Genomic DNA, 24,858 nt, shown 5'->3' with positions numbered 1-24,858 from the left:
ATTGAAGCCCGGGCGGTGGATTCTACTCAACTTTAGCCGATGGAGAAAGTCCCGGGATCCTGGGTATTAAAAAGAAGATCTTTTTATTTAGAGATCTGTTCTATTGTGATCTCTTATTAGGATCGCGCCAGGCTGTGGATAAGCCGGATCCCGCCAGTAAGATCAATGGCCTGGTAAGGATCATTAGCTGTGAATGATCGGTGATCCTGGTCCGTATAAGCTGGGATCAGAATGAAGGGTTATGCACAACTCAAAAACTGAACAACGGTTATTCTTTGGATAACTACCGGTTGATCCAAGCTTCCTGACAGAGTTATCCACACTCGATCGCATGATCTTTACACTTATTTGAGTAAATTAATCCACGATCCCAGCCAGGCTTCCGCTGGATCTTCCGGTATGTCGTGATCGAGAATGTTGATCTTCAGCGTTTCGCCAAGCTGTTTTGCTCCTGCGCCCTTCATTTCTGTTTCTATCTTTTCGATTGCGCCACAGAAAGTGTCATATTCGCGGCTACCGATGCCCACTGCGCCAAAACGAACCTGTGAGAGATCGGGGGTCTGCGCCTGAAGATCGTCATAGAAAGGCACCAGGTTGTCCGGAATGTCCCCTGCGCCATGTGTGGAACTGATTATCAGCCAGATCCCGGAGAGCGAGAGATCCTCTAACAGCGGGCCGTGCAGGGTTTCGGTTGAAAAACCGGCGTCTTCCAGCTTTTCTGCCAGGTGTTCCGCTACGTATTCCGCACCGCCAAGGGTGCTGCCGCTGATAAGGGTAATATCTGCCATGGATCGCTCGCTCATCTAAAGAGGCGGGTATTGTACGCTGTGAGCGAGCTGGGATCTACCTGTGGAAAAATGTGGGATTAAAAAAGCCGTTCATGGCTTGATGGTGCGCATAATCGGGTTCTGCAAGACGATCAGCGTTTCGGTGGACTGAATTTCATCAATTGTTTGGATCTTGTTGATAAGTACATGCTGGAGCGCGTCGATCGATTTGCACATGACCTTTATAAAGATGCTGTAGTGCCCGGTGGTGTAATACGCTTCAGTGACCTCATCAAGACTTTCCAGCCTGGCCAGCGCAGAGGGATAGTCTTTCGCGCTTTTAAGGATAATGCCGATGAAGCAGCCAACGTCATAACCCAACTGCTTAGGACTGACATCGATGCGTGCGCCGGTGATGATCCCTGCCTGCTTCATCTTTTCTACACGTACGTGAATGGTCCCGGGACTTACGCCAAACTGTTTTGCCAGTTCGGCGTAGGCGGTGCGAGCGTTTTCCATTAAAGCGTCGAGGATGCCGCGGTCCAGATTGTCGATCTGATAATTTTCCATAGGTTTTTCTTATGTTGATTAATGATTCACTCTATTTTAGACCTGATTTTTATCGAATTAAAATCGACAACGGCTTTTTGTTTGTGGATTATTGAATAATGACCGCATTCTGTTGCTTAATCAGAGGCAACAGGACGCAGGAGTAAATACAATGAAAACCGCTTATATCGCCAAACAACGTCAAATTAGCTTCGTGAAATCGCACTTCTCTCGCCAGTTGGAAGAGCGTCTGGGTCTGATTGAAGTCCAGGCGCCGATTCTCAGCCGGGTTGGTGATGGCACGCAGGATAACTTGTCAGGCTGTGAAAAAGCGGTACAGGTTAAAGTGAAGGCGTTGCCTGAAGCCCAGTTCGAAGTGGTGCATTCACTGGCCAAGTGGAAACGTCAGACACTGGGACAACACGACTTCAGCGCGGGCGAAGGGCTGTACACGCACATGAAAGCGCTGCGCCCGGATGAAGACCGACTTTCCCCGCTTCACTCGGTCTATGTCGATCAGTGGGACTGGGAGCGCGTCATGGGTGACGGCGAGCGTCAATTCTCCACCCTGAAAAGCACGGTAGAGGCGATCTGGGCAGGGATTAAGACGACCGAAGCCGCCGTAAGCAAAGAGTTTGGTCTGGCGCCGTTCCTGCCGGATCAGATCCAGTTTATTCACAGCCAGGAATTGCTGGCGCGTTACCCGGATCTCGATGCCAAAGGCCGCGAGCGGGCGATCGCCAAAGAACTGGGCGCAGTATTTCTGGTCGGCATTGGCGGGAAACTGAGCGACGGTCATCGTCACGACGTTCGCGCCCCGGATTACGACGACTGGAGTTCCGATTCCGATCTGGGCTATGCCGGTCTGAACGGCGATATTCTGGTGTGGAACCCGGTTCTTGAAGACGCTTTTGAGCTGTCTTCAATGGGGATCCGCGTTGATGCCGATGCGCTGAAACGCCAGCTTAAACTGACCGGCGATGAAGATCGTCTGAGCCTGGAGTGGCACCAGGCGCTGTTGCGCGGTGAAATGCCGCAAACTATCGGCGGTGGTATCGGCCAGTCCCGTCTGACCATGTTGTTACTGCAACTGCCGCACATTGGTCAGGTTCAGTGCGGCGTGTGGCCAGCGCAGGTGCGTGAAAGCGTCTCGTCTCTGCTGTAATTCTCTAGCGCCGCCAGCGTCTCAGCAGGCGGCTTCGCATCCCGGTGTCAAAGCGCCAGATATGATCGAAAATACGCATGATGCCGGGTTTGCCATGCGCGGACATCGCTACCGCATGAAACCGATGTTGATGAACGCGCTGGAGTTCCCCTACCTGACTTATCACGTCATCCGGCAGGCGCTGGGCAATAAAGTCCGAAATCACCACCGCGTCGGCATCAGACCACTCCCGTCCATCCATCCGTTCAATGATGGCGCGAAAACAGCTGGCGATATCCGTACCGCCGCGAAAGCGCTGGCTTAAAAAGCGAATCGCCTGTTCGATACCTTCCGGCCCGGAAAGCTCATAACGCACCACTTCAGTAGAAAACAACATAATAACGCAGCGACGGTTATCGGCGAGGGCAATGCGCATCAACGCCAGGCAAAACGCCTTTGCGCACTGTTCGTTGAAGCCGCCCATGGAACCAGACGTGTCCACACAGACGATAAACGGTCCGCGCGGCTGCTCGTCGACAGCCTGGTGAACCACCGGCCGCTCGGTGACTTTTTCGCGCCAGGCCTCGCCCTGCAGACGGTAAGTGAGCAGTTGCTTTTCCAGGAGCCGCCGATAAAACTCATATTCCAGCTCTGTAATGCCGAGCGTCGCCAGTTCCGGTGGCAGCAGACGCAGAATGTCATCACTCTGTTGAATGCCATCAACCTGCTCAGGCACCGTCGCGGGTTCGCGCACCAGCGTGCGGAAAGTCTCCATTGGCGCGTCCTTACGCGGGACGGAATTCGCCTCTCTGGAGCGCCCTAACTGTTCCGCCAGCCGCTGAAGCTCTGGCTGATCGGCCAGGAAGTCGCCGTATTTGACGATCAATTGATAATCGCCGCGCCTGAGCTGTCCGGCGCTCATGTCCCACAGGCGACCTGCCGCGGTATCGTTTTCCGCCAGCACGGGATCCAACTGGCCGCTGAGGGTCATTCTTTCCTGAACCTCACTGAGTAACTGCTCGCGTTCTTCTTCCAGCAACTGCTGGTTTAACGTGGTGGCTTGCACGACCAGGCTTAAGCGCCAGCGCTGGAGAAAAAGCGTATGCAGGGCAGGGGTAAACACCGCATTGTTGTCCACCAGCTGCTGCGCCTGCGCGGCCCAGGGAGAATGTAATCGGTGCAGCAGCGCGAGAATGCGCGGAAGCTGCACGACGAACTGAGCGCTGGAGAGAAGCTGGCTCTGCTGGTAGCACATCACCTCCTCCGTGAGCGCCGGCGGCACCCTCGTATCTTTTAGCCGACTACGTAACGCTTCACGCCAGCGCGGGAGATCGTTCGTTATCGCTGTTTTCAGGCGGGGAAATTTTTCAAAGAACACAGCCAACTGCGGCGAGGCCAGTAGTGCGAGGATCATCTCTTCGATCATCCCCTCTTCGCTGACGGCTAACATCACATTCAGCGTATCCAGCGTCAGCATTGTTGCGCCTGACGGATCTGCTCACCAACGTCCTGCAGGCTGGCTTCAATGCGTCCCAGCCAGTCGCTATGAATGAACAGGCATTTTTGCTGCTCGCTAAAGCGGGTATGTTGCAGATGCCAGTCGTTAGCCAGTTCTTCCAGCTGTTGTTTGATTTCGCCGGGCATGGCTTCTTCAGAGGAACCGGGGAGCGCCAGACGTGTGCCCTGTAAGCTGACATCGCGCACGACCAGATGCTGAGCGCTATCCACCTCCATGTTCAGCGTCTGGGCAAATCCTATCCCGTTGAGTTTACCGCGGATCTCTCCACCTTTCGCCAGCCACTGCTCCAGCGCGCTACGTTCAAAAGCGATGTGGATCACTTCCATATCGTGCAGCTTCAGCGGCTGTTGTAGCAGTAGGGTCAGGGATGAGGCGGTGATGTCAGGAGGCAAGTCGTAATGTGGACGGCGGCTGAACATGCCGCCCTGGCGAATGACGGTAAAAGCGGTTTTATCGCTTTGTTGCTGTTGAAGCTGAATGCGCCGCTGGACGATACCGGCAAGGCGTGTCAGCATTGCCTGCTGCTGCCAGGCGTGCCCGGTCATCAATATTTCGAGCTGTTGTTGCATCAAATTCAGGCTCTGGGCGTCGTACCACAGACAATCTTTCAGCAGAATAAGATCGATTGGCGCCACCGCGTCGCGTCCGCTGAAGAAGGCGCTGGCCTGCAACAGGCGTATGGCTTTCTTCCAGCGTCGGTCAGAAACATAGGGCGCGTTGGGGACATTTTCCAACTGCTGGCGCAGGGTAAAAACCAACTCAAATACATGATCGGGCAGCAAAACCGCGCCAATCTCCTTTTGCCACTGATGATACTCATCATCGCTAATCTGGAGCGACGCGGCGACGGGGTTTTCATTTTCGTCCTGCTGGCTGGTCAGCATGGCGCGGAAGTTGGTTTTGTCCTGGACTTTATCCAGCCACAGGCGGATCAGCATACGGTCATACAGTGCTTCCAGACTGCTGTCCGCCTCCGGCAGTTCGTTGGACGCCGCCACCAGCAGGCGCATAGGAATTTTTTCTTCATGCGCGCCGTTACGAAAATGGCGTTCATTGATGGCGGTTAACAGCGTGTTCAGAATGGCCGGACCCGCTTTCCAGATCTCATCTAGAAAAACGATTTCAGCTTCGGGCAGATACCCGGCGGTTAAGCGTTCGTAGCGGCCTTCATCTTTTAGCGCCTGAATGGAAAGAGGTCCAAAAACCTCTTCCGGCGTGGAAAAACGGGTCATCAGATATTCGAACGCGCGCGCATTCTGGAACGCGAATTTCAGCCGGCGCGCGATTAGGCTTTTAGCTATTCCTGGCGGGCCGAGCAGGAAAACGCTCTCGCCGCTCAGGGCCGCCAGCAGACAAAGTCGAATGGCGTGGCTGCGCTCAAACAATCCTTTTTCCAGCGCACTGCTCAGACGTGAAATTCTTTCTGCTAAGAGATGTGGGTGAGCCATAATAGAGTGGCGTCCTTCTGTAAAAAGTACTGCGTTAACAGCGAGTATAGACGTTTCGCTCCGTGGGCTGAACGGGTCCGGGAGGTGGATTTATTTTTTTTGAGCCAGGTTAATCTGGACTCATTTAGGGGTACGATTTTGCGATTAATCGTGCATACTGTGCGCTTTTTTGTGGGCCAAGGGACCAGGTACACATTTCTTTTATAACGAAAGACTAGTCTATGAGCACTGATAAAAAGCAATCATTGTCTGCGATTACGCTCGCGGCCATTGGGGTTGTCTACGGTGATATTGGTACCAGCCCACTTTATACACTTCGTGAATGTTTGTCCGGTCAGTTTGGTTTTGGCGTTGAACGCGATGCCGTGTTTGGCTTCCTGTCGCTAATTTTCTGGCTGCTGATCTTTGTTGTTTCCATCAAGTATCTGACCTTCGTCATGCGCGCGGATAACGCCGGTGAAGGGGGGATCCTGACGCTGATGTCGCTCGCCGGGCGGAATACCTCTGCGCGAACGACCTCCCTGTTGGTGATCATGGGGCTGATCGGCGGCAGCTTTTTCTATGGCGAGGTCGTGATCACCCCTGCCATCTCGGTGATGTCGGCCATTGAAGGTCTGGAAATTGTCGCGCCGCAGTTGGATACCTGGATTGTGCCGCTGTCGATTGTCGTCCTGACGCTGCTGTTTATGATTCAGAAGCACGGTACCGGTATGGTAGGCAAATTGTTCGCGCCGATTATGCTGACCTGGTTCCTGGTTCTGGCGGTGCTGGGCGTGCGCAGTATTATCGGTAATCCGGAAGTCCTGCACGCATTAAACCCGATGTGGGCGGTACATTTCTTCCTTGAATATAAAACCGTCTCCTTTATTGCGCTGGGCGCGGTAGTGCTGTCGATCACCGGTGTGGAAGCTCTGTATGCCGATATGGGGCACTTTGGTAAGTTTCCGATTCGCCTGGCGTGGTTTTCGGTGGTGCTGCCTTCGCTGGTACTGAACTACTTTGGTCAGGGGGCGTTGTTGTTGAAGCAACCGGAAGCGATTAAAAACCCGTTCTTCCTGCTGGCGCCTGACTGGGCGCTGATCCCGCTGCTGATCCTTGCCGCGCTGGCGACCGTTATCGCCTCGCAGGCGGTCATTTCCGGCGTTTTCTCGCTCACTCGGCAGGCGGTTCGTCTGGGATATCTGTCACCGATGCGCATTATTCACACATCCGAAATGGAGTCCGGGCAGATCTACATTCCGTTTGTGAACTGGATGCTCTACATCGCGGTGGTGATCGTTATTGTCAGCTTCGAGCATTCCAGCAACCTGGCGGCGGCATACGGTATTGCCGTTACCGGTACGATGGTACTGACATCTATTCTGTCCACCACCGTGGCGCGTAAAAACTGGCACTGGAATAAGTACTTTGTGGCGCTGATTCTGGTGGCGTTCCTGTGCATCGATATTCCGTTGTTTTCCGCCAACCTCGATAAACTTCTGTCCGGCGGCTGGCTGCCGCTTTCTCTGGGGCTGGTGATGTTCACTATCATGACCACCTGGAAAAGCGAACGCTTCCGTCTGCTGCGCCGTATGCATGAGCACGGAAACTCGCTGGAAGCGATGATCGCTTCGCTGGAAAAATCGCCGCCGGTGCGTGTGCCGGGGACGGCGGTGTATATGTCCCGTGCGCTGAATGTGATCCCCTTTGCGTTAATGCATAACCTGAAGCATAACAAGGTGCTGCACGAACGGGTGATCCTGCTGACGTTGCGAACCGAAGATGCGCCGTATGTGCATAACGTCCGCCGCGTACAGATTGAGCAGCTGTCGCCGACCTTCTGGCGCGTGGTGGCCAGCTACGGCTGGCGCGAAACGCCAAATGTAGAGGAAGTGTTCCACCGTTGCGGTCTGGAAGGGCTGAGCTGCCGGATGATGGAGACGTCGTTCTTTATGTCGCACGAGTCGTTAATTATCGGCAAGCGCCCCTGGTACTTGCGCCTGCGGGGCAAGCTGTATCTTATTTTGCAACGTAACGCCCTGCGTGCGCCTGACCAGTTTGAGATCCCGCCTAACCGCGTCATTGAGTTAGGCACCCAGGTCGAGATTTAAGTTTGCTTGAAATGCCGGGTGGCGCTTCGCTTACCCGGCATACTCCCCGCTTTATCTTCCCGCCCATATGACGCTCTGTTTCACGTAGCGAAACGTTTCGACGCCGATCACAAATCTGTTACGTCATGATGGTTTTCTGAACACCGTTAAGATAAAACTGATGTCAGCGAAACGTTTCGCTAGTGGAGCAAGAAAAATGAAGAAAGGCGCAGTACTTAACTCTGAGATTTCATCGGTGATTTCCCGTCTGGGACATACCGATACGCTGGTAGTGTGTGACGCAGGTTTACCCATCCCAAACAGTACAACGCGTATCGATATGGCATTAACCCAGGGCGTACCTTCGTTCATGCAGGTACTGGAGGTTGTCACCCGTGAGATGCAGGTTGAGTCGGCCATTCTCGCGACGGAAATAAAACAACATAATCCGCAACTCCACGAAGCGTTGCTCAATTCTCTTGAGCAGCTGCAGCAACACCAGGGAAACACTATTGAAATTCGTTACACCACGCATGAACACTTTAAACAACAAACCGCAGACAGTCAGGCGGTAATTCGCAGCGGGGAGTGTTCCCCGTATGCGAATATCATTCTCTGTGCCGGCGTCACTTTCTGAGGCCACCATGGACGCATTACTGCAACTCAAAGGGATCGATAAGTCGTTCCCGGGCGTGAAGGCGCTTTCCGGCGCCGCACTCAACGTCTACCCGGGCCGCGTGATGGCGCTGGTGGGCGAGAACGGTGCGGGCAAATCCACCATGATGAAAGTGCTGACCGGTATCTATACCCGCGATGCGGGGTCATTGGTATGGCTGGGGAAAGAGACCACTTTTAACGGACCGAAATCTTCGCAAGAAGCCGGGATCGGCATCATCCACCAGGAACTGAACCTGATCCCGCAGCTCACCATTGCGGAGAACATCTTTCTTGGTCGCGAATTTGTTAACCGTTTTGGCAAAATCGACTGGAAAAAAATGTATGCCGAAGCGGATCAACTGTTAGCGAAGCTCAACCTGCGCTTTAAGAGCGATCGGCTGGTAGGGGAGCTGTCGATTGGCGATCAGCAGATGGTCGAGATCGCCAAAGTGCTGAGCTTTGAGTCCAGAGTCATCATCATGGATGAACCGACCGACGCTTTGACCGATACCGAAACCGAATCTCTTTTCCGCGTTATCCGCGAGCTGAAATCGCAGGGGCGCGGCATTGTCTATATTTCCCACCGCATGAAAGAGATTTTCGAGATCTGCGACGACGTCACCGTTTTCCGTGACGGGCAGTTTATTGCCGAACGGGAAGTGGCCTCGCTGACCGAAGATTCACTGATCGAAATGATGGTGGGGCGCAAGCTGGAAGATCAGTATCCGCGGCTGGATAAAGCGCCGGGCGACGTGCGTCTGAAAGTCGACAGCCTGTGCGGCCCCGGCGTGAACAATGTCTCGTTTACCTTACGCAAAGGGGAGATCCTCGGCGTGTCCGGATTGATGGGGGCAGGCCGCACCGAGCTGATGAAAGTGCTGTACGGGGCACTGCCGCGCACCAGCGGTAACGTGACGCTCGACGGGCACGAGGTGATCACCCGCGCGCCACAGGACGGACTGGCGAATGGCATTGTCTATATCTCCGAAGACCGCAAACGCGACGGCTTAGTGTTGGGGATGTCAGTGAAAGAGAACATGTCACTGACCGCGCTGCGCTATTTCAGCCGTGCCGGCGGCAGCCTGAAGCATAAAGATGAGCAACAGGCGGTGAGCGATTTTATCCGTCTCTTTAACGTCAAAACCCCGTCGATGGAGCAGGCGATTGGCCTGTTGTCCGGCGGGAATCAGCAGAAAGTGGCGATTGCCCGCGGGCTGATGACCCGCCCTAAAGTGTTGATTCTTGATGAGCCTACCCGCGGCGTCGACGTTGGCGCAAAGAAAGAAATTTATCAGCTGATCAACCAGTTTAAGGCCGATGGCCTGAGCATCATTCTGGTCTCCTCTGAGATGCCAGAAGTATTAGGCATGAGCGATCGCATTATCGTCATGCATGAAGGGCATCTCGGCGGTGAATTCACTCGCGAGCAGGCCACCCAGGAAGTTCTGATGGCTGCCGCTGTGGGCAAGCTTAATCGCGTGAATCAGGAGTAAAAAAAATGACTACCCAGGCTGTTTCTGGTCGCCGTTATTTCACCAAAGCGTGGTTGATGGAGCAGAAGTCGCTCATTGCGCTGTTGGTGCTGATCGCGATTGTATCGACCTTAAGCCCTAACTTTTTTACCGTTAATAACCTGTTCAACATTCTTCAGCAGACCTCCGTAAACGCCATTATGGCGGTCGGGATGACGCTGGTGATTTTGACGTCGGGTATCGATCTGTCCGTCGGTTCCCTGCTGGCACTCACCGGCGCCGTTGCCGCTTCCATTGTTGGACTGGAGGTGAACGCGCTGGTGGCCGTTGCCGCCGCGCTGGCATTAGGTGCCGCCGTGGGCGCGGTGACTGGCGTTATCGTGGCGAAAGGGCGAGTACAGGCGTTTATCGCCACGCTGGTAATGATGCTGCTGTTACGTGGCGTGACGATGGTTTACACCAACGGAAGCCCGGTGAATACCGGCTTTACCGAAAACGCCGATCTGTTTGGTTGGTTCGGTATTGGCCGTCCGCTGGGTGTTCCGACGCCGGTGTGGATCATGGGGATTGTCTTCCTGGCGGCGTGGTACATGCTGCACCATACCCGGCTGGGCCGCTATATTTACGCGCTGGGCGGTAACGAAGCGGCAACCCGCTTGTCCGGTATCAGCGTCAGTAAAATCAAAATTATCGTTTATTCGCTCTGCGGCCTGCTGGCGTCGCTGGCGGGCATCATTGAAGTGGCGCGACTTTCCTCCGCGCAGCCTACAGCCGGGACGGGCTATGAACTCGACGCCATTGCGGCTGTTGTGCTTGGCGGGACCAGTCTGGCGGGAGGTAAAGGGCGCATTGTTGGGACCTTGATCGGCGCATTGATTCTTGGTTTCCTGAATAATGGTTTGAATTTGTTAGGTGTTTCCTCCTATTACCAGATGATCGTCAAAGCGGTGGTGATATTGCTGGCGGTACTGGTAGACAACAAAAAGCAGTAACAACGACTACAGGACATCTTAAATATGAACATGAAAAAACTGGCTACCCTGGTTTCAGCTGTTGCGCTAAGCGCCACCGTAAGCGCGAATGCGATGGCGAAAGATACCATTGCGCTGGTGGTCTCCACGCTGAACAACCCGTTCTTTGTTTCCCTGAAAGATGGGGCGCAGAAAGAAGCCGATAAATTGGGCTACAACCTGGTGGTGCTGGATTCCCAGAATAACCCGGCGAAAGAGTTGGCGAACGTTCAGGACTTAACCGTTCGTGGCACTAAAATCCTGCTGATTAACCCAACTGATTCCGACGCGGTAGGTAATGCCGTGAAGATGGCAAACCAGGCGAAGATCCCGGTCATCACCCTTGACCGCCAGGCGACGAAAGGCGATGTTGTCAGCCACATCGCGTCTGACAACGTGTTGGGCGGCAAAATCGCGGGCGACTACATTGCGAAGAAAGCTGGCGAAGGCGCGAAAGTCATTGAATTGCAGGGCATAGCCGGTACATCTGCGGCGCGTGAACGTGGCGAAGGTTTCCAGCAGGCGGTCGCCGCACACAAATTTAATGTACTGGCCAGCCAGCCAGCTGACTTCGACCGCACTAAAGGTCTGAACGTGATGCAGAACCTGCTGACCGCGCATCCGGACGTGCAGGCGGTATTCGCTCAGAATGATGAGATGGCGCTGGGCGCACTGCGTGCGCTGCAAACCGCCGGTAAATCTGATGTGATGGTCGTCGGATTTGACGGCACACCAGATGGCGAGAAAGCGGTAAATGATGGCAAACTGGCGGCGACTATCGCTCAGTTACCTGACCAGATCGGCGCGAAAGGCGTAGAAACGGCAGACAAAGTACTGAAAGGCGAGAAAGTTCAGGCCAAATACCCGGTTGACCTGAAGCTGGTCATTAAGCAGTAGTAGGCGATTCAGACGACCTCGCGTCGTCTGAGGGACATCAAATAAAGAAAAGTAAAGTGTGGCATACGCCACCGGGTCACACCGGTGGCGCTCTCTGATGGACACCCCGAACATGAAAACCGCAGGCAAACTTGTCGTTCTCGGCAGCATTAATGCCGACCATATTCTTAATCTTGAGACATTTCCTGCACCTGGTGAGACGGTCACCGGAAATCACTATCAGGTCGCTTTTGGTGGTAAAGGCGCGAATCAGGCAGTGGCTGCGGGACGCAGCGGGGCAAACATTGCGTTTATTGCCTGTACCGGTGATGACGATATCGGAAGTAGCATTCGTCAGCAGCTGGCGAGCGACAATATCAACGTCGACCCCGTCAGCGTAATTGACGGCGAACCCACAGGCGTAGCGCTGATTTTCGTCAACGGCGAAGGTGAAAACGTGATCGGTATTCATGCCGGGGCTAACGCGGCGCTGTCGCCTGCGCGGGTTGAGGCGCAGCGTGAGCGCATCGCTGAGGCTTCCGCATTGCTGATGCAACTGGAATCGCCGATCGACAGTGTACTGGCAGCCGCCAACATCGCGCACGAAAATCATACCACTGTCGTACTGAATCCTGCGCCAGCCCGCGTATTATCAGACGAACTGCTGGCGCTGGTGGATATCATCACTCCGAACGAAACTGAAGCGGAAAAGCTAACCGGTATCCGTGTCGAAAATGATGAAGATGCGGCAAAAGCCGCGCTGGTTCTGCATAAAAAAGGTATCGATACGGTGCTGATTACATTAGGCAGCCGCGGTGTCTGGGCCAGCGTGAAAGGTGAAGGTCAGCGCGTGCCGGGCTTTAAGGTCGAGGCTGTTGACACCATTGCCGCGGGCGATACCTTTAACGGCGCGCTAATTGCGGCGTTACTGGAAGACAAGGCGCTGTCTGATGCGATTCGTTTCGCGCACGCCGCCGCAGCGATTGCCGTTACCCGTAAAGGCGCTCAGCCTTCCGTACCGTGGCGTGAAGAAATTGAGGCGTTTTTAGGTCAGCAGAGGTAACGCTTGGCTACAATGAAGGATGTTGCCCGCCTGGCGGGCGTTTCCACTTCTACCGTTTCGCACGTCATTAATAAGGATCGCTTTGTCAGTGAAGCGATTACTGACAAAGTCGAAGCGGCGATCAAAACGTTGAATTACGCCCCTTCAGCCCTGGCGCGCAGCCTGAAGCTGAATCAAACGCGCACCATCGGTATGCTTATCACCGCGAGTACCAATCCCTTTTACTCTGAACTGGTGCGCGGCGTAGAACGCAGTTGCTTCGAGCGCGGCTACAGCCTGGTATTATGCAATACCGAAGGCGATGAGCAACGTATGAACCGCAATCTGGAAACGCTGATGCAAAAACGGGTAGATGGTTTACTGTTGCTTTGTACCGAAACGCACCAGCCGTCGCGCGAAATCATGCAGCGTTACCCGTCGATCCCCACCGTAATGATGGACTGGTCGCCCTTTGACGGTGAGGGCGACAGCGATCTCATTCAGGATAACTCATTGCTCGGCGGCGACTTAGCCACGCAGCATCTTATTGCTAAAGGCTTTACCCGTATCGCCTGTATCACCGGGCCTTTGGATAAAACGCCGGCCCGGCTGCGTGTTGAGGGGTATCGCGCCGCGATGCAGCGCGCAGGGCTTACCGTTCCTGAGGGCTATGAAATCATGGGCAATTTTGAGTTTGGCGGCGGGTTTGCGGCTATGCAGGAACTGCTCGCGCATCCACAGCGACCCCAGGCCGTGTTTGCCGGGAATGATGCGATGGCTGTCGGCGCGTATCAGGCGTTGTATCAGGCTGGATTGCGGATCCCGCAGGATATGGCGGTGATTGGCTATGACGATATCGAACTGGCGCGCTACATGACGCCGCCGCTGACTACCATTCATCAGCCCAAAGATGAACTGGGTGAGCTGGCCATCGATGTGCTAATACATCGCATGGCGCAGCCCGATTTGCAGCAACAGCGTTTGCAGCTCACTCCTGTTCTGATGGAGCGGGGGTCGGTTTAGGCGCGTGACGGTCTTTGATCAGGTTGCGACCATCTTTCGCTTTCAGCAGCATGAACATCAGCGCAGACACGATCGTGATCGCGCCCATCGTAATAAAGGTGTAGTGGAACTGTTCAACCGTACTGGTTCCCTCTACGCCTTCATAAATGCGCAGCACGGCGGCGCTTATCGCCACACCTAAGCTAATCGAAAGTTGCTGCGTTACGGCCAGCACGCTGTTGCCGCTGCTGGCATTGTCATCGGTCAGGTCGGCAAGTGTGATGGTATTCATCGCTGTGAACTGCGTCGACATCGCCATGCCGAGCACAAACAGCGGCAGGATCAGCATCCAGACTGGCATTGCGGGCGATTGCAACGAGAATTGCGCAATCATCAGGCCGATAAATACGGTTATCCCCACCAGCGTGGTGCGATAACCCAGACGGCGCAGCACCTGGGTCACCATTGATTTAGCCAGAATTGAGCCCAGCGCGGTGGGGGCCATCATGCAACCCGCGATTAACGCCGGAAAACCAAATCCCACCTGGAGCATCAGCGGCATCAAAAAAGGCACGCACCCGGTCCCCAGCCGTGTCGCAAGGTTGCCGGTAATTCCGACGGAAAAGGTCCGTGTCTTAAATAACGACAGAGAAATGAGCGGTGTGGGATGGCGGCGAGCGTGGCGTACATAAGCCAGCAACAGCACAATGCTGAGCAGGATAATGCTCAGCGCAATCCAGGTGGCGACTATCTTTTCACCGAACAGCTCCATTCCGCTGGAAAAGAGCACCAGGCTGAGGCCAAACAGAAAGAAGCCAGACATATCAAATTTGCGGCGCGGTGTGGTGAAATTCGGCATATATTTGCGCGCGTAAAGAATACCGGCGACGCCAATCGGAATGTTTATCAGGAAGATCCAATGCCAGCTGGCCCAGGTGACCAGTACGCCGCCCAGCACCGGACCCAGAATTGGTCCTACCAGCCCCGGCATGGTGACGAAGTTCAGAACGGGCAGCAGCTCGCTACGTGGATAGGCGCGCAACAGCGCCAGACGAGCAACCGGCATCATCATCGCCCCGCCAATGCCCTGAACAACGCGAAAGATAACCAGTTCCGGAAGCGAGCTGGAAAGCGCGCAGGCAAGTGAACCGAGCGTAAACAGGCTCACCGCCAGCATAAACACACGACGGGTGCCGAAGCGGTCGGCCAGCCATCCGCTTACCGGTATCAGCATCGCCACCGTCAGGGTATAACTGATAATGGCGGACTGCATGGCCAGCGGTGAACGGTTGAGACTCTGCGCAATGGCAGGTAAAGCGGTGTTCAGAATGGTGGCGTCCAGCGCCTGCATAAAAAAGGCCATTGCCGCTATCCACGGCAATCCAGCCATACTGCGCGCTTTTTTTCTGATCATTCTGTATCCCGTTAGTTTCCCGGACGCTCGTTAGGCGCCATCAGTAAAGCCTGGCAGGCTTTAAACGCGCCGTCAGCGTCGCTTTGCGCAATGGCATCTACTATCGTCTGGTGCAAATCCAGTTTCACAACGGTGTTATAGGTAATGGCATTGAAATAGGTGTGATAGACAGAGTGAAACAGTGAGGCAAAAGAGGTGAGGAACGGGTTCGCGCTCATCTCATAAATATGCTCATGCCAGGCCATATCCACTTCAATCCAGCGCTCACGTTTAAAGTTCTTTTTTAGCGCGACCATTTCTTCCATTAAGGTGTTCAGATGCGCTTTTTGTTCTGCCGTACCCACCGTTGCCGCCAACGCGCAAGCCTGTGGCTCAAGGCTTATCCGCATCACTAGAAAATGATCGATCACCTGCTGGAAGTTTTCCTCTGTCATCCACCAGTTCAGTAACTCCTGGTCGAGAAAATTCCAGTTAGCCTGTGGCATGACCCGTGTTCCGATACGTGGGCGCGGTAATACCATACCTTTGGCGGTTAACGTTTTGACGGCTTCTCTTACTGCGGTGCGGCTAACACCAAACTGATCGCCCAGTTCAATTTCACCGGGAAGAATGTCGCCGGGTGCGTAATCCCCTTTTAAGATCCGCTGCGCCAGCTTTTCAGCCAGTACCCAGGAAATGTTTTTCTGTGCAGCCAATTGTTGTGCGCTTAAAGGCATGACTGATTGTCCTTTCTCTTTTTCTTATTCATTAGTATGCCATCAGGAAGTGTGATTGCGGCTGCAAAAACAGCAAATCGCTTATTTTATGGCACGTTAACGCCTGTTTTGGTGAAAAAAGGAACAGTTGCGAAATTATTTTAAATTTCCTCTTGTCAGCCCGAAATAACTCCCTATAATGCGCCACCACTGACACGGAACAACGGCACGCAAGCCGCCGGGTCAGCGGGGTTCAGAGATGAACGCCGGCAGAGAAAAGCGAAAATAATCGCTTGACTCTGAATGAGGAAAACGTAATATACGTGACCTCGCGACAGAGCGCTGAAGCGCGTCGCAACTGCTCTTTAACAATTTATCAGACAATCTGTGTGGGCACTCAAAGTGACATGGATTCTTAACGTCGCAAGACGAAAAATGAATACCAAGTCTCTGAGTGAACACGTAATTCATTACGAAGTTTAATTCACGAGCATCAAACTTAAATTGAAGAGTTTGATCATGGCTCAGATTGAACGCTGGCGGCAGGCCTAACACATGCAAGTCGAACGGTAACAGGAAGCAGCTTGCTGCTTTGCTGACGAGTGGCGGACGGGTGAGTAATGTCTGGGAAACTGCCCGGTGGAGGGGGATAACTACTGGAAACGGTAGCTAATACCGCATAACGTCGCAAGACCAAAGAGGGGGACCTTCGGGCCTCTTGCCACCGGATGTGCCCAGATGGGATTAGCTTGTTGGTGAGGTAACGGCTCACCAAGGCGACGATCCCTAGCTGGTCTGAGAGGATGACCAGCCACACTGGAACTGAGACACGGTCCAGACTCCTACGGGAGGCAGCAGTGGGGAATATTGCACAATGGGCGCAAGCCTGATGCAGCCATGCCGCGTGTATGAAGAAGGCCTTCGGGTTGTAAAGTACTTTCAGCGGGGAGGAAGGGATTGTGGTTAATAACCGCAGTCATTGACGTTACCCGCAGAAGAAGCACCGGCTAACTCCGTGCCAGCAGCCGCGGTAATACGGAGGGTGCAAGCGTTAATCGGAATTACTGGGCGTAAAGCGCACGCAGGCGGTCTGTCAAGTCGGATGTGAAATCCCCGGGCTCAACCTGGGAACTGCATTCGAAACTGGCAGGCTTGAGTCTCGTAGAGGGGGGTAGAATTCCAGGTGTAGCGGTGAAATGCGTAGAGATCTGGAGGAATACCGGTGGCGAAGGCGGCCCCCTGGACGAAGACTGACGCTCAGGTGCGAAAGCGTGGGGAGCAAACAGGATTAGATACCCTGGTAGTCCACGCCGTAAACGATGTCTACTTGGAGGCTGTGCCCTTGAGGCGTGGCTTCCGGAGCTAACGCGTTAAGTAGACCGCCTGGGGAGTACGGCCGCAAGGTTAAAACTCAAATGAATTGACGGGGGCCCGCACAAGCGGTGGAGCATGTGGTTTAATTCGATGCAACGCGAAGAACCTTACCTGGTCTTGACATCCACGGAAGACTGCAGAGATGCGGTTGTGCCTTCGGGAACCGTGAGACAGGTGCTGCATGGCTGTCGTCAGCTCGTGTTGTGAAATGTTGGGTTAAGTCCCGCAACGAGCGCAACCCTTATCCTTTGTTGCCAGCGGTCCGGCCGGGAACTCAAAGGAGACTGCCAGTGATAAACTGGAGGAAGGTGGGGATGACGTCAAGTCATCATGGCCCTTACGACCAGGGCTACACACGTGCTACAATGGCATATACAAAGAGAAGCGACCTCGCGAGAGCAAGCGGACCTCATAAAGTATGTCGTAGTCCGGATTGGAGTCTGCAACTCGACTCCATGAAGTCGGAATCGCTAGTAATCGTGGATCAGAATGCCACGGTGAATACGTTCCCGGGCCTTGTACACACCGCCCGTCACACCATGGGAGTGGGTTGCAAAAGAAGTAGGTAGCTTAACCTTCGGGAGGGCGCTTACCACTTTGTGATTCATGACTGGGGTGAAGTCGTAACAAGGTAACCGTAGGGGAACCTGCGGTTGGATCACCTCCTTACCTTAAAGAACCTGCCTTTGTAGTGTCCACACAGATTGTCTGATAGATGTAGAGAAGCAAGGCGTCTTGCGATTGAGACTTTGTGTCCCCTTCGTCTAGAGGCCCAGGACACCGCCCTTTCACGGCGGTAACAGGGGTTCGAATCCCCTAGGGGACGCCACTTGCTGGTTTGTGTGAGTGAAAGTCGCCGGCCGTTATATCTCAAAACTGACTTACGAGTCATGTTTGAGATATTTGCTCTTTAAAAATCTGGATCAAGCTGAAAATTGAAACACAGAACAACGAAAGTTGTTCGTGAGTCTCTCAATTATCGCAATCAGAAGTGAAACATCTTCGGGTTGTGAGGTTAAGCGACCAAGCGTACACGGTGGATGCCCTGGCAGTCAGAGGCGATGAAGGACGTGCTAATCTGCGAAAAGCGTCGGCGAGGTGATATGAACCTTTGACCCGGCGATGTCCGAATGGGGAAACCCAGTGTGATTCGTCACACTATCGTTAACTGAATACATAGGTTAACGAGGCGAACCGGGGGAACTGAAACATCTAAGTACCCCGAGGAAAAGAAATCAACCGAGATTCCCCCAGTAGCGGCGAGCGAACGGGGAGCAGCCCAGAGCCTGAATCAGCCAGTGTGGTAGTGGAAGTGTCTGGAAAGGCACGCGATACAGGGTGACAGCCCCGTACACAAAACCACACCGGTTGTGAGCTCGATGAGTAGGGCGGGACACGTGGTATCCTGTCTGAATATGGGGGGACCATCCTCCAAGGCTAAATACTCCTGACTGACCGATAGTGAACCAGTACCGTGAGGGAAAGGCGAAAAGAACCCCGGCGAGGGGAGTGAAAAAGAACCTGAAACCGTGTACGTACAAGCAGTGGGAGCCTCTTTATGGGGTGACTGCGTACCTTTTGTATAATGGGTCAGCGACTTATATTCTGTAGCAAGGTTAACCGAATAGGGGAGCCGCAGGGAAACCGAGTCTTAACTGGGCGTTAAGTTGCAGGGTATAGACCCGAAACCCGGTGATCTAGCCATGGGCAGGTTGAAGGTTGGGTAACACTAACTGGAGGACCGAACCGACTAATGTTGAAAAATTAGCGGATGACCTGTGGCTGGGGGTGAAAGGCCAATCAAACCGGGAGATAGCTGGTTCTCCCCGAAAGCTATTTAGGTAGCGCCTCGTGAACTCATCTCCGGGGGTAGAGCACTGTTTCGGCTAGGGGGCCATCCCGGCTTACCAACCCGATGCAAACTGCGAATACCGGAGAATGTTATCACGGGAGACACACGGCGGGTGCTAACGTCCGTCGTGAAGAGGGAAACAACCCAGACCGCCAGCTAAGGTCCCAAAGTCATGGTTAAGTGGGAAACGATGTGGGAAGGCTCAGACAGCCAGGATGTTGGCTTAGAAGCAGCCATCATTTAAAGAAAGCGTAATAGCTCACTGGTCGAGTCGGCCTGCGCGGAAGATGTAACGGGGCTAAACCATGCACCGAAGCTGCGGCAGCGACACTATGTGTTGTTGGGTAGGGGAGCGTTCTGTAAGCCGTTGAAGGTGTGTCGTGAGGCATGCTGGAGGTATCAGAAGTGCGAATGCTGACATAAGTAACGATAAAGCGGGTGAAAAGCCCGCTCGCCGGAAGACCAAGGGTTCCTGTCCAACGTTAATCGGGGCAGGGTGAGTCGACCCCTAAGGCGAGGCCGAAAGGCGTAGTCGATGGGAAACAGGTTAATATTCCTGTACTTGGTGTTACTGCGAAGGGGGGACGGAGAAGGCTATGTCGGCCGGGCGACGGTTGTCCCGGTTTAAGCGTGTAGGTGTGTGTTCCAGGTAAATCCGGTTCACTTTAACACTGAGGCGTGATGACGAGGCACTACGGTGCTGAAGTGACAAATGCCCTGCTTCCAGGAAAAGCCTCTAAGCATCAGGTAACACGAAATCGTACCCCAAACCGACACAGGTGGTCAGGTAGAGAATACCAAGGCGCTTGAGAGAACTCGGGTGAAGGAACTAGGCAAAATGGTGCCGTAACTTCGGGAGAAGGCACGCTGATATGTAGGTGAAGTGATTTACTCATGGAGCTGAAATCAGTCGAAGATACCAGCTGGCTGCAACTGTTTATTAAAAACACAGCACTGTGCAAACACGAAAGTGGACGTATACGGTGTGACGCCTGCCCGGTGCCGGAAGGTTAATTGATGGGGTTATCCGTAAGGAGAAGCTCTTGATCGAAGCCCCGGTAAACGGCGGCCGTAACTATAACGGTCCTAAGGTAGCGAAATTCCTTGTCGGGTAAGTTCCGACCTGCACGAATGGCGTAATGATGGCCAGGCTGTCTCCACCCGAGACTCAGTGAAATTGAACTCGCTGTGAAGATGCAGTGTACCCGCGGCAAGACGGAAAGACCCCGTGAACCTTTACTATAGCTTGACACTGAACACTGGTCCTTGATGTGTAGGATAGGTGGGAGGCTTTGAAGCGTGGACGCCAGTCTGCGTGGAGCCGCCCTTGAAATACCACCCTTTAATGGCTGGTGTTCTAACGTGGGCCCGTAATCCGGGTTGCGGACAGTGTCTGGTGGGTAGTTTGACTGGGGCGGTCTCCTCCTAAAGAGTAACGGAGGAGCACGAAGGTTGGCTAATCCTGGTCGGACATCAGGAGGTTAGTGCAATGGCATAAGCCAGCTTGACTGCGAGCGTGACGGCGCGAGCAGGTGCGAAAGCAGGTCATAGTGATCCGGTGGTTCTGAATGGAAGGGCCATCGCTCAACGGATAAAAGGTACTCCGGGGATAACAGGCTGATACCGCCCAAGAGTTCATATCGACGGCGGTGTTTGGCACCTCGATGTCGGCTCATCACATCCTGGGGCTGAAGTAGGTCCCAAGGGTATGGCTGTTCGCCATTTAAAGTGGTACGCGAGCTGGGTTTAGAACGTCGTGAGACAGTTCGGTCCCTATCTGCCGTGGGCGCTGGAGAACTGAGGGGGGCTGCTCCTAGTACGAGAGGACCGGAGTGGACGCATCACTGGTGTTCGGGTTGTCATGCCAATGGCACTGCCCGGTAGCTAAATGCGGAAGAGATAAGTGCTGAAAGCATCTAAGCACGAAACTTGCCCCGAGATGAGTTCTCCCTGAGACTATAAGTCTCCTGAAGGAACGTTGAAGACGACGACGTTGATAGGCCGGGTGTGTAAGCGCAGCGATGCGTTGAGCTAACCGGTACTAATGAACCGTGAGGCTTAACCTTACAACGCCGAAGATGTTTTGGCGGAATTGAGAGATTTTCAGCATTGATTCAGAGTTAAGTACGCAATAGTTTGCGCAGCCAGCGCTGCTGATGCGATAAAGTATTGCGTACAGAGCACAAAGAATTTGCCTGGCGGCCGTAGCGCGGTGGTCCCACCTGACCCCATGCCGAACTCAGAAGTGAAACGCCGTAGCGCCGATGGTAGTGTGGGGTCTCCCCATGCGAGAGTAGGGAACTGCCAGGCATCAAATTAAGCAGTAAACTGATGTAAAAATCAGTGGTTGTAGAAAAATTCGGTGGAGCGGTAGTTCAGTTGGTTAGAATACCTGCCTGTCACGCAGGGGGTCGCGGGTTCGAGTCCCGTCCGTTCCGCCACCCTAATTAGGGGCGTAGTTCAATTGGTAGAGCACCGGTCTCCAAAACCGGGTGTTGGGAGTTCGAGTCTCTCCGCCCCTGCCATAAAATAATCCTTAGCATTTGCTAAGGATTTTTTTTGTTTGTAAAACAGTAAATTCACCATCCCTTCTTATCGGCATCCTTGCCTCCTGATTGTTTTATTCTTCCAGTACGCCGGTTTTTAAAAGATCTCTGATCAGCGCATGTTTATCGCTATTCTGCAGCCATATGGCGTATAACGGACGCGATAACGTTGCACTGTCGGCAACGGTATGCAAACCGCCTTTTTCCTTAGCCCATGCTGTGGGTAACCAGGTGCAACCATTCAACGCCGACAGTTGCTGTCTGGCCAGTTCGGCGGAACTGGTGGTTAGCACGGGTATTTCATCCGAGGCGATCAGACCCACTTCATGCTGCTGAAAGTCCGGACCCCACTCCAGCCGCAGATAATTCAACGCATCCTTTAGCGTAGAAGGGCGCGCGCAGTATAACGCCAGGGTGAAATGCCCAAGTAACTGACTACTGAATTCATCCATCTTCGGCGCTTCGGTCGTGATCAGCAGATCAAGCTGACGCTCATGTAACTGCTTGACCAGAGACTGGCGCTGGGCAATACGCGCTTCGAATTGCAGGCTGGTTTGCGGCTCTTGTGTCTGGTATAGCCGACCCAGCCAGTCATTGAGCATACACTCCCACAAAGAAGCGCTGGCACCGATAGAGAACTCATTATGCCTTGAGGTATGGGCGACTTCTTTACGGGCTGCCTGCCACGTATTCATCAGCGTTTCGGCATAGGGTAAAAGCTTCTCCCCCGCTGCTGTTAAGCGGATATTGTTTCTGTGGCGTGTGAAAAGGTTCACGCCCAGCTGGTTTTCCAGCTGTCTGATGCGAAAGCTCACCGCCGACTGTGTCAGATAGAGTGCTTCCGCAGCCCGGCCAAAGTGGCGTGTCCGGCTCACTTCCAGGAAAGTTTTTAGCAATTCCGTATCCACAGTGCTCTCCGCAAAATTATTTGTCGTTATGATTTAAATGTTTTGTTTTACACTCTGTCAAGCGTAACTAATACTCCGCGCCATAAATAGCTCGGCCAAAGAATTAGGAGCGTGCAGGATGGCGGAAAGCTTTACGACGACTAATCGATATTTCGACAACAAATATTATCCACGCGGGTTCTCTCGTCATGGTGATTTCACCATCAAAGAGGCACAACTGCTTGAGCGTCATGGTTATGCCTTCAACGAGCTGGATCTTGGCAAGCGTGAGCCGGTTACCGAGGAAGAGAAACTCTTTGTGGCGGTATGCCGTGGTGAACGCGAGCCGGTGACCGAAGCGGAACGTGTATGGTCTAAATACATGTCGCGCATCAAGCGTCCAAAACGTTTCCACACCCTGTCAGGCGGTAAACCGCAGATGGAAGGGGCTGAAGACTACACTGAGTCTGATGACTAACGAAAAAAGGGCGTAAGCCCTTTTTTTACGTCAGGAGTTTCTGCAGATGAGCAAGTAACCTGTCTATGGCCCGGTAGCTCACTGCTTCCTGTAAATGCTGGCGAGTGATCCCTTCCGCCTGTTCGAGATCGGCAATGGTCCGGGAAACCTTCAACAAACGTTGCCACGCCCTGATAGACAACCCCAGATGGATGAGCGTTTCTTCCAGCCACTGCGAATCCTCGTTGTTCAATGGGCAATGCTGACGAATTTCTTTATTTTGCAAATGTGCGTTGAGTTTACCCTGGCGCCTGTACTGCCGTTCCTGCGCAGCGATGACCCGCTGCTTAACCGTAGCGCTACTTTCACCTTTGACTTCGGTCTGACTGAGCATACCTGCAGGTAGCAACGGGATCTCCAACGAAAGATCGAAGCGGTCGAGAAACGGTCCGGACAGCCGGCCAAGATAGCGCAGTGTTTGTTCTGGCGTACATCGATTGTGTTTTCCCTGATAATGTCCGGTAGGGCTGGGGTTCATTGCCGCAACCAATTGAAAACGCGCCGGATAGGCGATCTTAGCCCGCGTGCGCGAAAGGTGAATTTGCCCGGACTCTATCGGCTCACGTAACGCATCTAATGTGCGTCGTTCGAATTCGGGGAGTTCATCGAGAAAAAGTATGCCGTTATGCGCCAGAGAAATTTCACCGGGTCCGGGAATGGAGCCGCCACCGACCATTGCCGCCAGGGATGCGCTGTGATGTGGCGATCGAAAGGGGCGCTGTTTCCACTGCTTTTGCACACTGGTCGAATTAACCAGGCTAAGGATTGCCGCGCTTTCCAGCGCCTCTTTGTTACTTAGAGGTGGTAGTAATCCATTAAGCCGACTGGCAAGCATTGTTTTACCGGTGCCCGGAGGGCCAATAAGAAGCAGGTTGTGTCCACCTGCCGCCGTAATCTCCAGGCTGCGCTTACCTTGCTCCTGGCCAATAATATCGTTGAGATCGTCGTGATTGGGCGAAGAACCCCATACGCCCGGGGAAGGGGGATCGAGCGGCTGCTTGCCTTCCAGAAATGCGCAGACTGCCTGCAGATGGTCGGCTATCAGACAGCCATCGCCGTCAATCAGTCCTACTTCGTCTTCATTCTCTTTTGCAACGATGATACTTCTTCCTGCGCGTATCGCTTCGGTTGCGCTGGAGATGGCGCCAGGAACGCCACGTAGCGCGCCTGTAAGCGCTAATTCGCCCACTAACTCATATTGATCAAGCCTATGGGTCTTAAGCTGCTCAGAAGCCACCAGAAGCGCAACGGCGATAGGTAAATCATATCGCCCTCCCTCCTTGGGGAGATCGGCAGGGGCAAGATTAATCGTGATTTTCTTAGCCGGGAATTCATACCCGCTATTGATAATAGCGCTACGAACCCGATCCCGGGCCTCCTTTACGGTGGTTTCCGGTAGCCCCACCAGCGTCAGGCCTGGGAGTCCGTTACTGATATGGACTTCGATTGTGATAGCCGGCGCGTTAACGCCGAGCGCAGCTCGCGTATGAACAATTGACAGTGACATAGCCCCTCCAGAGGCCATGATTATGGCGTACGCGTTAGGGTGAATGTTGTGTAATTTTGCGTTTTTTCGAGGATGATTCCGGTATTTTTACTGAATTTGAAAGCATGAAACCGTATTCCGGAAGACTGCTCGCAAAAGGCGATCAGACAGGTATGTTGCACAACGGAAACAGCGAGTTACCCGTGCAAGGTGAATTTTTTTCAAATATCACTTTTTGTATAAAAAACAACGGCGTTACGTTAAAGCATCAGCAGCGACGGAAAAAACAAACCAAAAAAATCTTGTGCAATCGGCAAAATCTATGGTAACTCTTTAGGCATTCCTTCGAACAAGATGCAAGAATCGACAAAAATGACAGCCCTTCTACGAGTGATTAGCCTGGTCGTGATTAGCGTGGTGGTGATTATTATCCCACCGTGCGGGGCTGCACTTGGACGAGGAAAGGCTTAGAAATCAAGCCTTAACGAACTAAGACCCCCGCACCGAAAGGTCCGGGGGTTTTTTTTGACCT

The 24,858-nt window shown here is 53.5% G+C and carries 18 protein-coding genes, 3 tRNA genes and 3 rRNA genes; 16 read left to right on the top strand and 8 right to left on the bottom strand.

The features are described 5' to 3' along the window. Positions 1 to 344: 344 nt before the first annotated feature. Both mioC and asnC read right to left on the bottom strand, forming a co-directional pair. Positions 345 to 788 carry an FMN-binding protein MioC gene (gene mioC / locus HVX72_RS21940; RefSeq protein WP_042287345.1) on the bottom strand — a complete coding sequence of 148 codons (444 nt, stop codon included), beginning with the start codon at positions 786 to 788 and terminating at the stop codon, positions 345 to 347. A 90-nt stretch (positions 789 to 878) separates the two neighbouring features. Further along, entirely contained in the window at positions 879 to 1,337 is a 459-nt protein-coding gene (asnC, locus tag HVX72_RS21935; RefSeq protein ID WP_000433016.1) for a transcriptional regulator AsnC, read from the bottom strand. 151 nt (positions 1,338 to 1,488) lie between these two features. Between asnC and asnA the strand changes: the two genes are divergently transcribed. Beyond that, entirely contained in the window at positions 1,489 to 2,481 is a 993-nt protein-coding gene (asnA, locus tag HVX72_RS21930) for an aspartate--ammonia ligase (protein WP_060569952.1), read from the top strand. A gap of 4 nt (positions 2,482 to 2,485) precedes the next feature. On the opposite strand, the gene viaA is transcribed toward asnA, so the two are convergent. Together viaA and ravA are read right to left on the bottom strand one after the other, a co-directional pair. Then, the gene (gene viaA / locus HVX72_RS21925; protein ID WP_181822279.1) at positions 2,486 to 3,937 is read right to left on the bottom strand and encodes an ATPase RavA stimulator ViaA; all 1,452 of its coding nucleotides are present in this window, start codon (positions 3,935 to 3,937) and stop codon (positions 2,486 to 2,488) included. Further along, positions 3,931 to 5,427: an ATPase RavA gene (gene ravA, locus HVX72_RS21920; protein ID WP_060569950.1), complete on the bottom strand. Its 1,497-nt coding sequence runs from the start codon at positions 5,425 to 5,427 to the stop codon at positions 3,931 to 3,933. The genes viaA and ravA overlap by 7 nt, the downstream gene beginning before the upstream one ends. Before the next feature lie 221 nt (positions 5,428 to 5,648). Here ravA and kup point away from each other — a divergent pair, with 221 nt between their 5' ends. The 7 genes from kup to rbsR all read left to right on the top strand — a co-directional run bounded on the left by kup (position 5,649) and on the right by rbsR (position 13,576). Further along, positions 5,649 to 7,517, top strand: a complete 1,869-nt coding sequence (kup, locus tag HVX72_RS21915) for a low affinity potassium transporter Kup (protein WP_042287358.1) — start codon at positions 5,649 to 5,651, stop codon at positions 7,515 to 7,517. A gap of 196 nt (positions 7,518 to 7,713) precedes the next feature. After that, positions 7,714 to 8,133, top strand: a complete 420-nt coding sequence (gene rbsD, locus HVX72_RS21910) for a D-ribose pyranase (protein WP_042287361.1) — start codon at positions 7,714 to 7,716, stop codon at positions 8,131 to 8,133. 7 nt (positions 8,134 to 8,140) lie between these two features. Continuing rightward, entirely contained in the window at positions 8,141 to 9,646 is a 1,506-nt protein-coding gene (gene rbsA, locus HVX72_RS21905; RefSeq protein ID WP_042287363.1) for a ribose ABC transporter ATP-binding protein RbsA, read from the top strand. 5 nt (positions 9,647 to 9,651) lie between these two features. Beyond that, the gene (rbsC, locus tag HVX72_RS21900) at positions 9,652 to 10,617 is read left to right on the top strand and encodes a ribose ABC transporter permease (RefSeq protein WP_042287366.1); all 966 of its coding nucleotides are present in this window, start codon (positions 9,652 to 9,654) and stop codon (positions 10,615 to 10,617) included. Positions 10,618 to 10,641: 24 nt separating this feature from the next. Next, positions 10,642 to 11,532: a ribose ABC transporter substrate-binding protein RbsB gene (gene rbsB / locus HVX72_RS21895; RefSeq protein ID WP_042287369.1), complete on the top strand. Its 891-nt coding sequence runs from the start codon at positions 10,642 to 10,644 to the stop codon at positions 11,530 to 11,532. Between the two features lie 112 nt (positions 11,533 to 11,644). Then, entirely contained in the window at positions 11,645 to 12,574 is a 930-nt protein-coding gene (rbsK, locus tag HVX72_RS21890) for a ribokinase (RefSeq protein ID WP_181823312.1), read from the top strand. A 3-nt stretch (positions 12,575 to 12,577) separates the two neighbouring features. After that, a complete protein-coding gene (gene rbsR / locus HVX72_RS21885; RefSeq protein WP_181822278.1) occupies positions 12,578 to 13,576 on the top strand; it encodes a ribose operon transcriptional repressor RbsR in 999 nt (332 codons plus the stop codon). Here rbsR and mdtD read toward each other — a convergent pair. Together mdtD and HVX72_RS21875 are read right to left on the bottom strand one after the other, a co-directional pair. Next, entirely contained in the window at positions 13,542 to 14,969 is a 1,428-nt protein-coding gene (gene mdtD / locus HVX72_RS21880) for a multidrug transporter subunit MdtD (RefSeq protein WP_181822277.1), read from the bottom strand. The two genes, rbsR and mdtD, sit on opposite strands and share 35 nt — an antisense overlap. Positions 14,970 to 14,980: 11 nt before the next feature. Continuing rightward, positions 14,981 to 15,685 (bottom strand): FadR/GntR family transcriptional regulator, encoded by a 705-nt coding sequence (locus tag HVX72_RS21875; protein ID WP_060569948.1) that lies wholly within the window; start codon positions 15,683 to 15,685, stop codon positions 14,981 to 14,983. A gap of 480 nt (positions 15,686 to 16,165) precedes the next feature. Between HVX72_RS21875 and HVX72_RS21870 the strand changes: the two genes are divergently transcribed. The 6 genes from HVX72_RS21870 (at position 16,166) to HVX72_RS21845 (ending at position 21,415) form a co-directional block, all read left to right on the top strand. Beyond that, positions 16,166 to 17,707 (top strand): 16S ribosomal RNA (locus tag HVX72_RS21870). Positions 17,708 to 17,791: 84 nt separating this feature from the next. Beyond that, positions 17,792 to 17,867: transfer RNA gene (locus tag HVX72_RS21865), tRNA-Glu, on the top strand. Between the two features lie 184 nt (positions 17,868 to 18,051). Continuing rightward, positions 18,052 to 20,956 (top strand): 23S ribosomal RNA (locus HVX72_RS21860). Positions 20,957 to 21,084: 128 nt separating this feature from the next. Next, positions 21,085 to 21,200: ribosomal RNA gene (gene rrf / locus HVX72_RS21855) — 5S ribosomal RNA — on the top strand. Together the 16S, 23S and 5S rRNA genes with 3 tRNA genes alongside form the textbook arrangement of a ribosomal RNA operon. 54 nt (positions 21,201 to 21,254) lie before the next feature. Then, a tRNA-Asp gene (locus HVX72_RS21850) sits at positions 21,255 to 21,331 on the top strand. An 8-nt stretch (positions 21,332 to 21,339) separates the two neighbouring features. Further along, a tRNA-Trp gene (locus tag HVX72_RS21845) sits at positions 21,340 to 21,415 on the top strand. A gap of 95 nt (positions 21,416 to 21,510) precedes the next feature. Here HVX72_RS21845 and hdfR read toward each other — a convergent pair. Next, the gene (hdfR, locus tag HVX72_RS21840) at positions 21,511 to 22,344 is read right to left on the bottom strand and encodes an HTH-type transcriptional regulator HdfR (protein WP_060569256.1); all 834 of its coding nucleotides are present in this window, start codon (positions 22,342 to 22,344) and stop codon (positions 21,511 to 21,513) included. Between the two features lie 118 nt (positions 22,345 to 22,462). Between hdfR and maoP the strand changes: the two genes are divergently transcribed. Continuing rightward, entirely contained in the window at positions 22,463 to 22,801 is a 339-nt protein-coding gene (gene maoP, locus HVX72_RS21835; protein ID WP_042292859.1) for a macrodomain Ori organization protein MaoP, read from the top strand. A gap of 25 nt (positions 22,802 to 22,826) precedes the next feature. On the opposite strand, the gene HVX72_RS21830 is transcribed toward maoP, so the two are convergent. After that, positions 22,827 to 24,347 (bottom strand): YifB family Mg chelatase-like AAA ATPase, encoded by a 1,521-nt coding sequence (locus HVX72_RS21830; protein WP_181822276.1) that lies wholly within the window; start codon positions 24,345 to 24,347, stop codon positions 22,827 to 22,829. Between the two features lie 351 nt (positions 24,348 to 24,698). On the opposite strand from HVX72_RS21830, the gene ilvL reads away from it, so the two are divergent. After that, positions 24,699 to 24,797, top strand: a complete 99-nt coding sequence (ilvL, locus tag HVX72_RS21825) for an ilv operon leader peptide (protein WP_001311244.1) — start codon at positions 24,699 to 24,701, stop codon at positions 24,795 to 24,797. Positions 24,798 to 24,858 lie beyond the last annotated feature (61 nt).

The sequence above is a fragment of the Citrobacter sp. RHB21-C05 genome (assembly GCF_013889015.1).
GTDB classification, from domain to species: domain Bacteria; phylum Pseudomonadota; class Gammaproteobacteria; order Enterobacterales; family Enterobacteriaceae; genus Citrobacter_A; species Citrobacter_A sedlakii.
The sequence above is the reverse complement of the archived record's forward strand: the minus strand, read 5'-3'. Positions and strand labels throughout refer to the sequence as shown.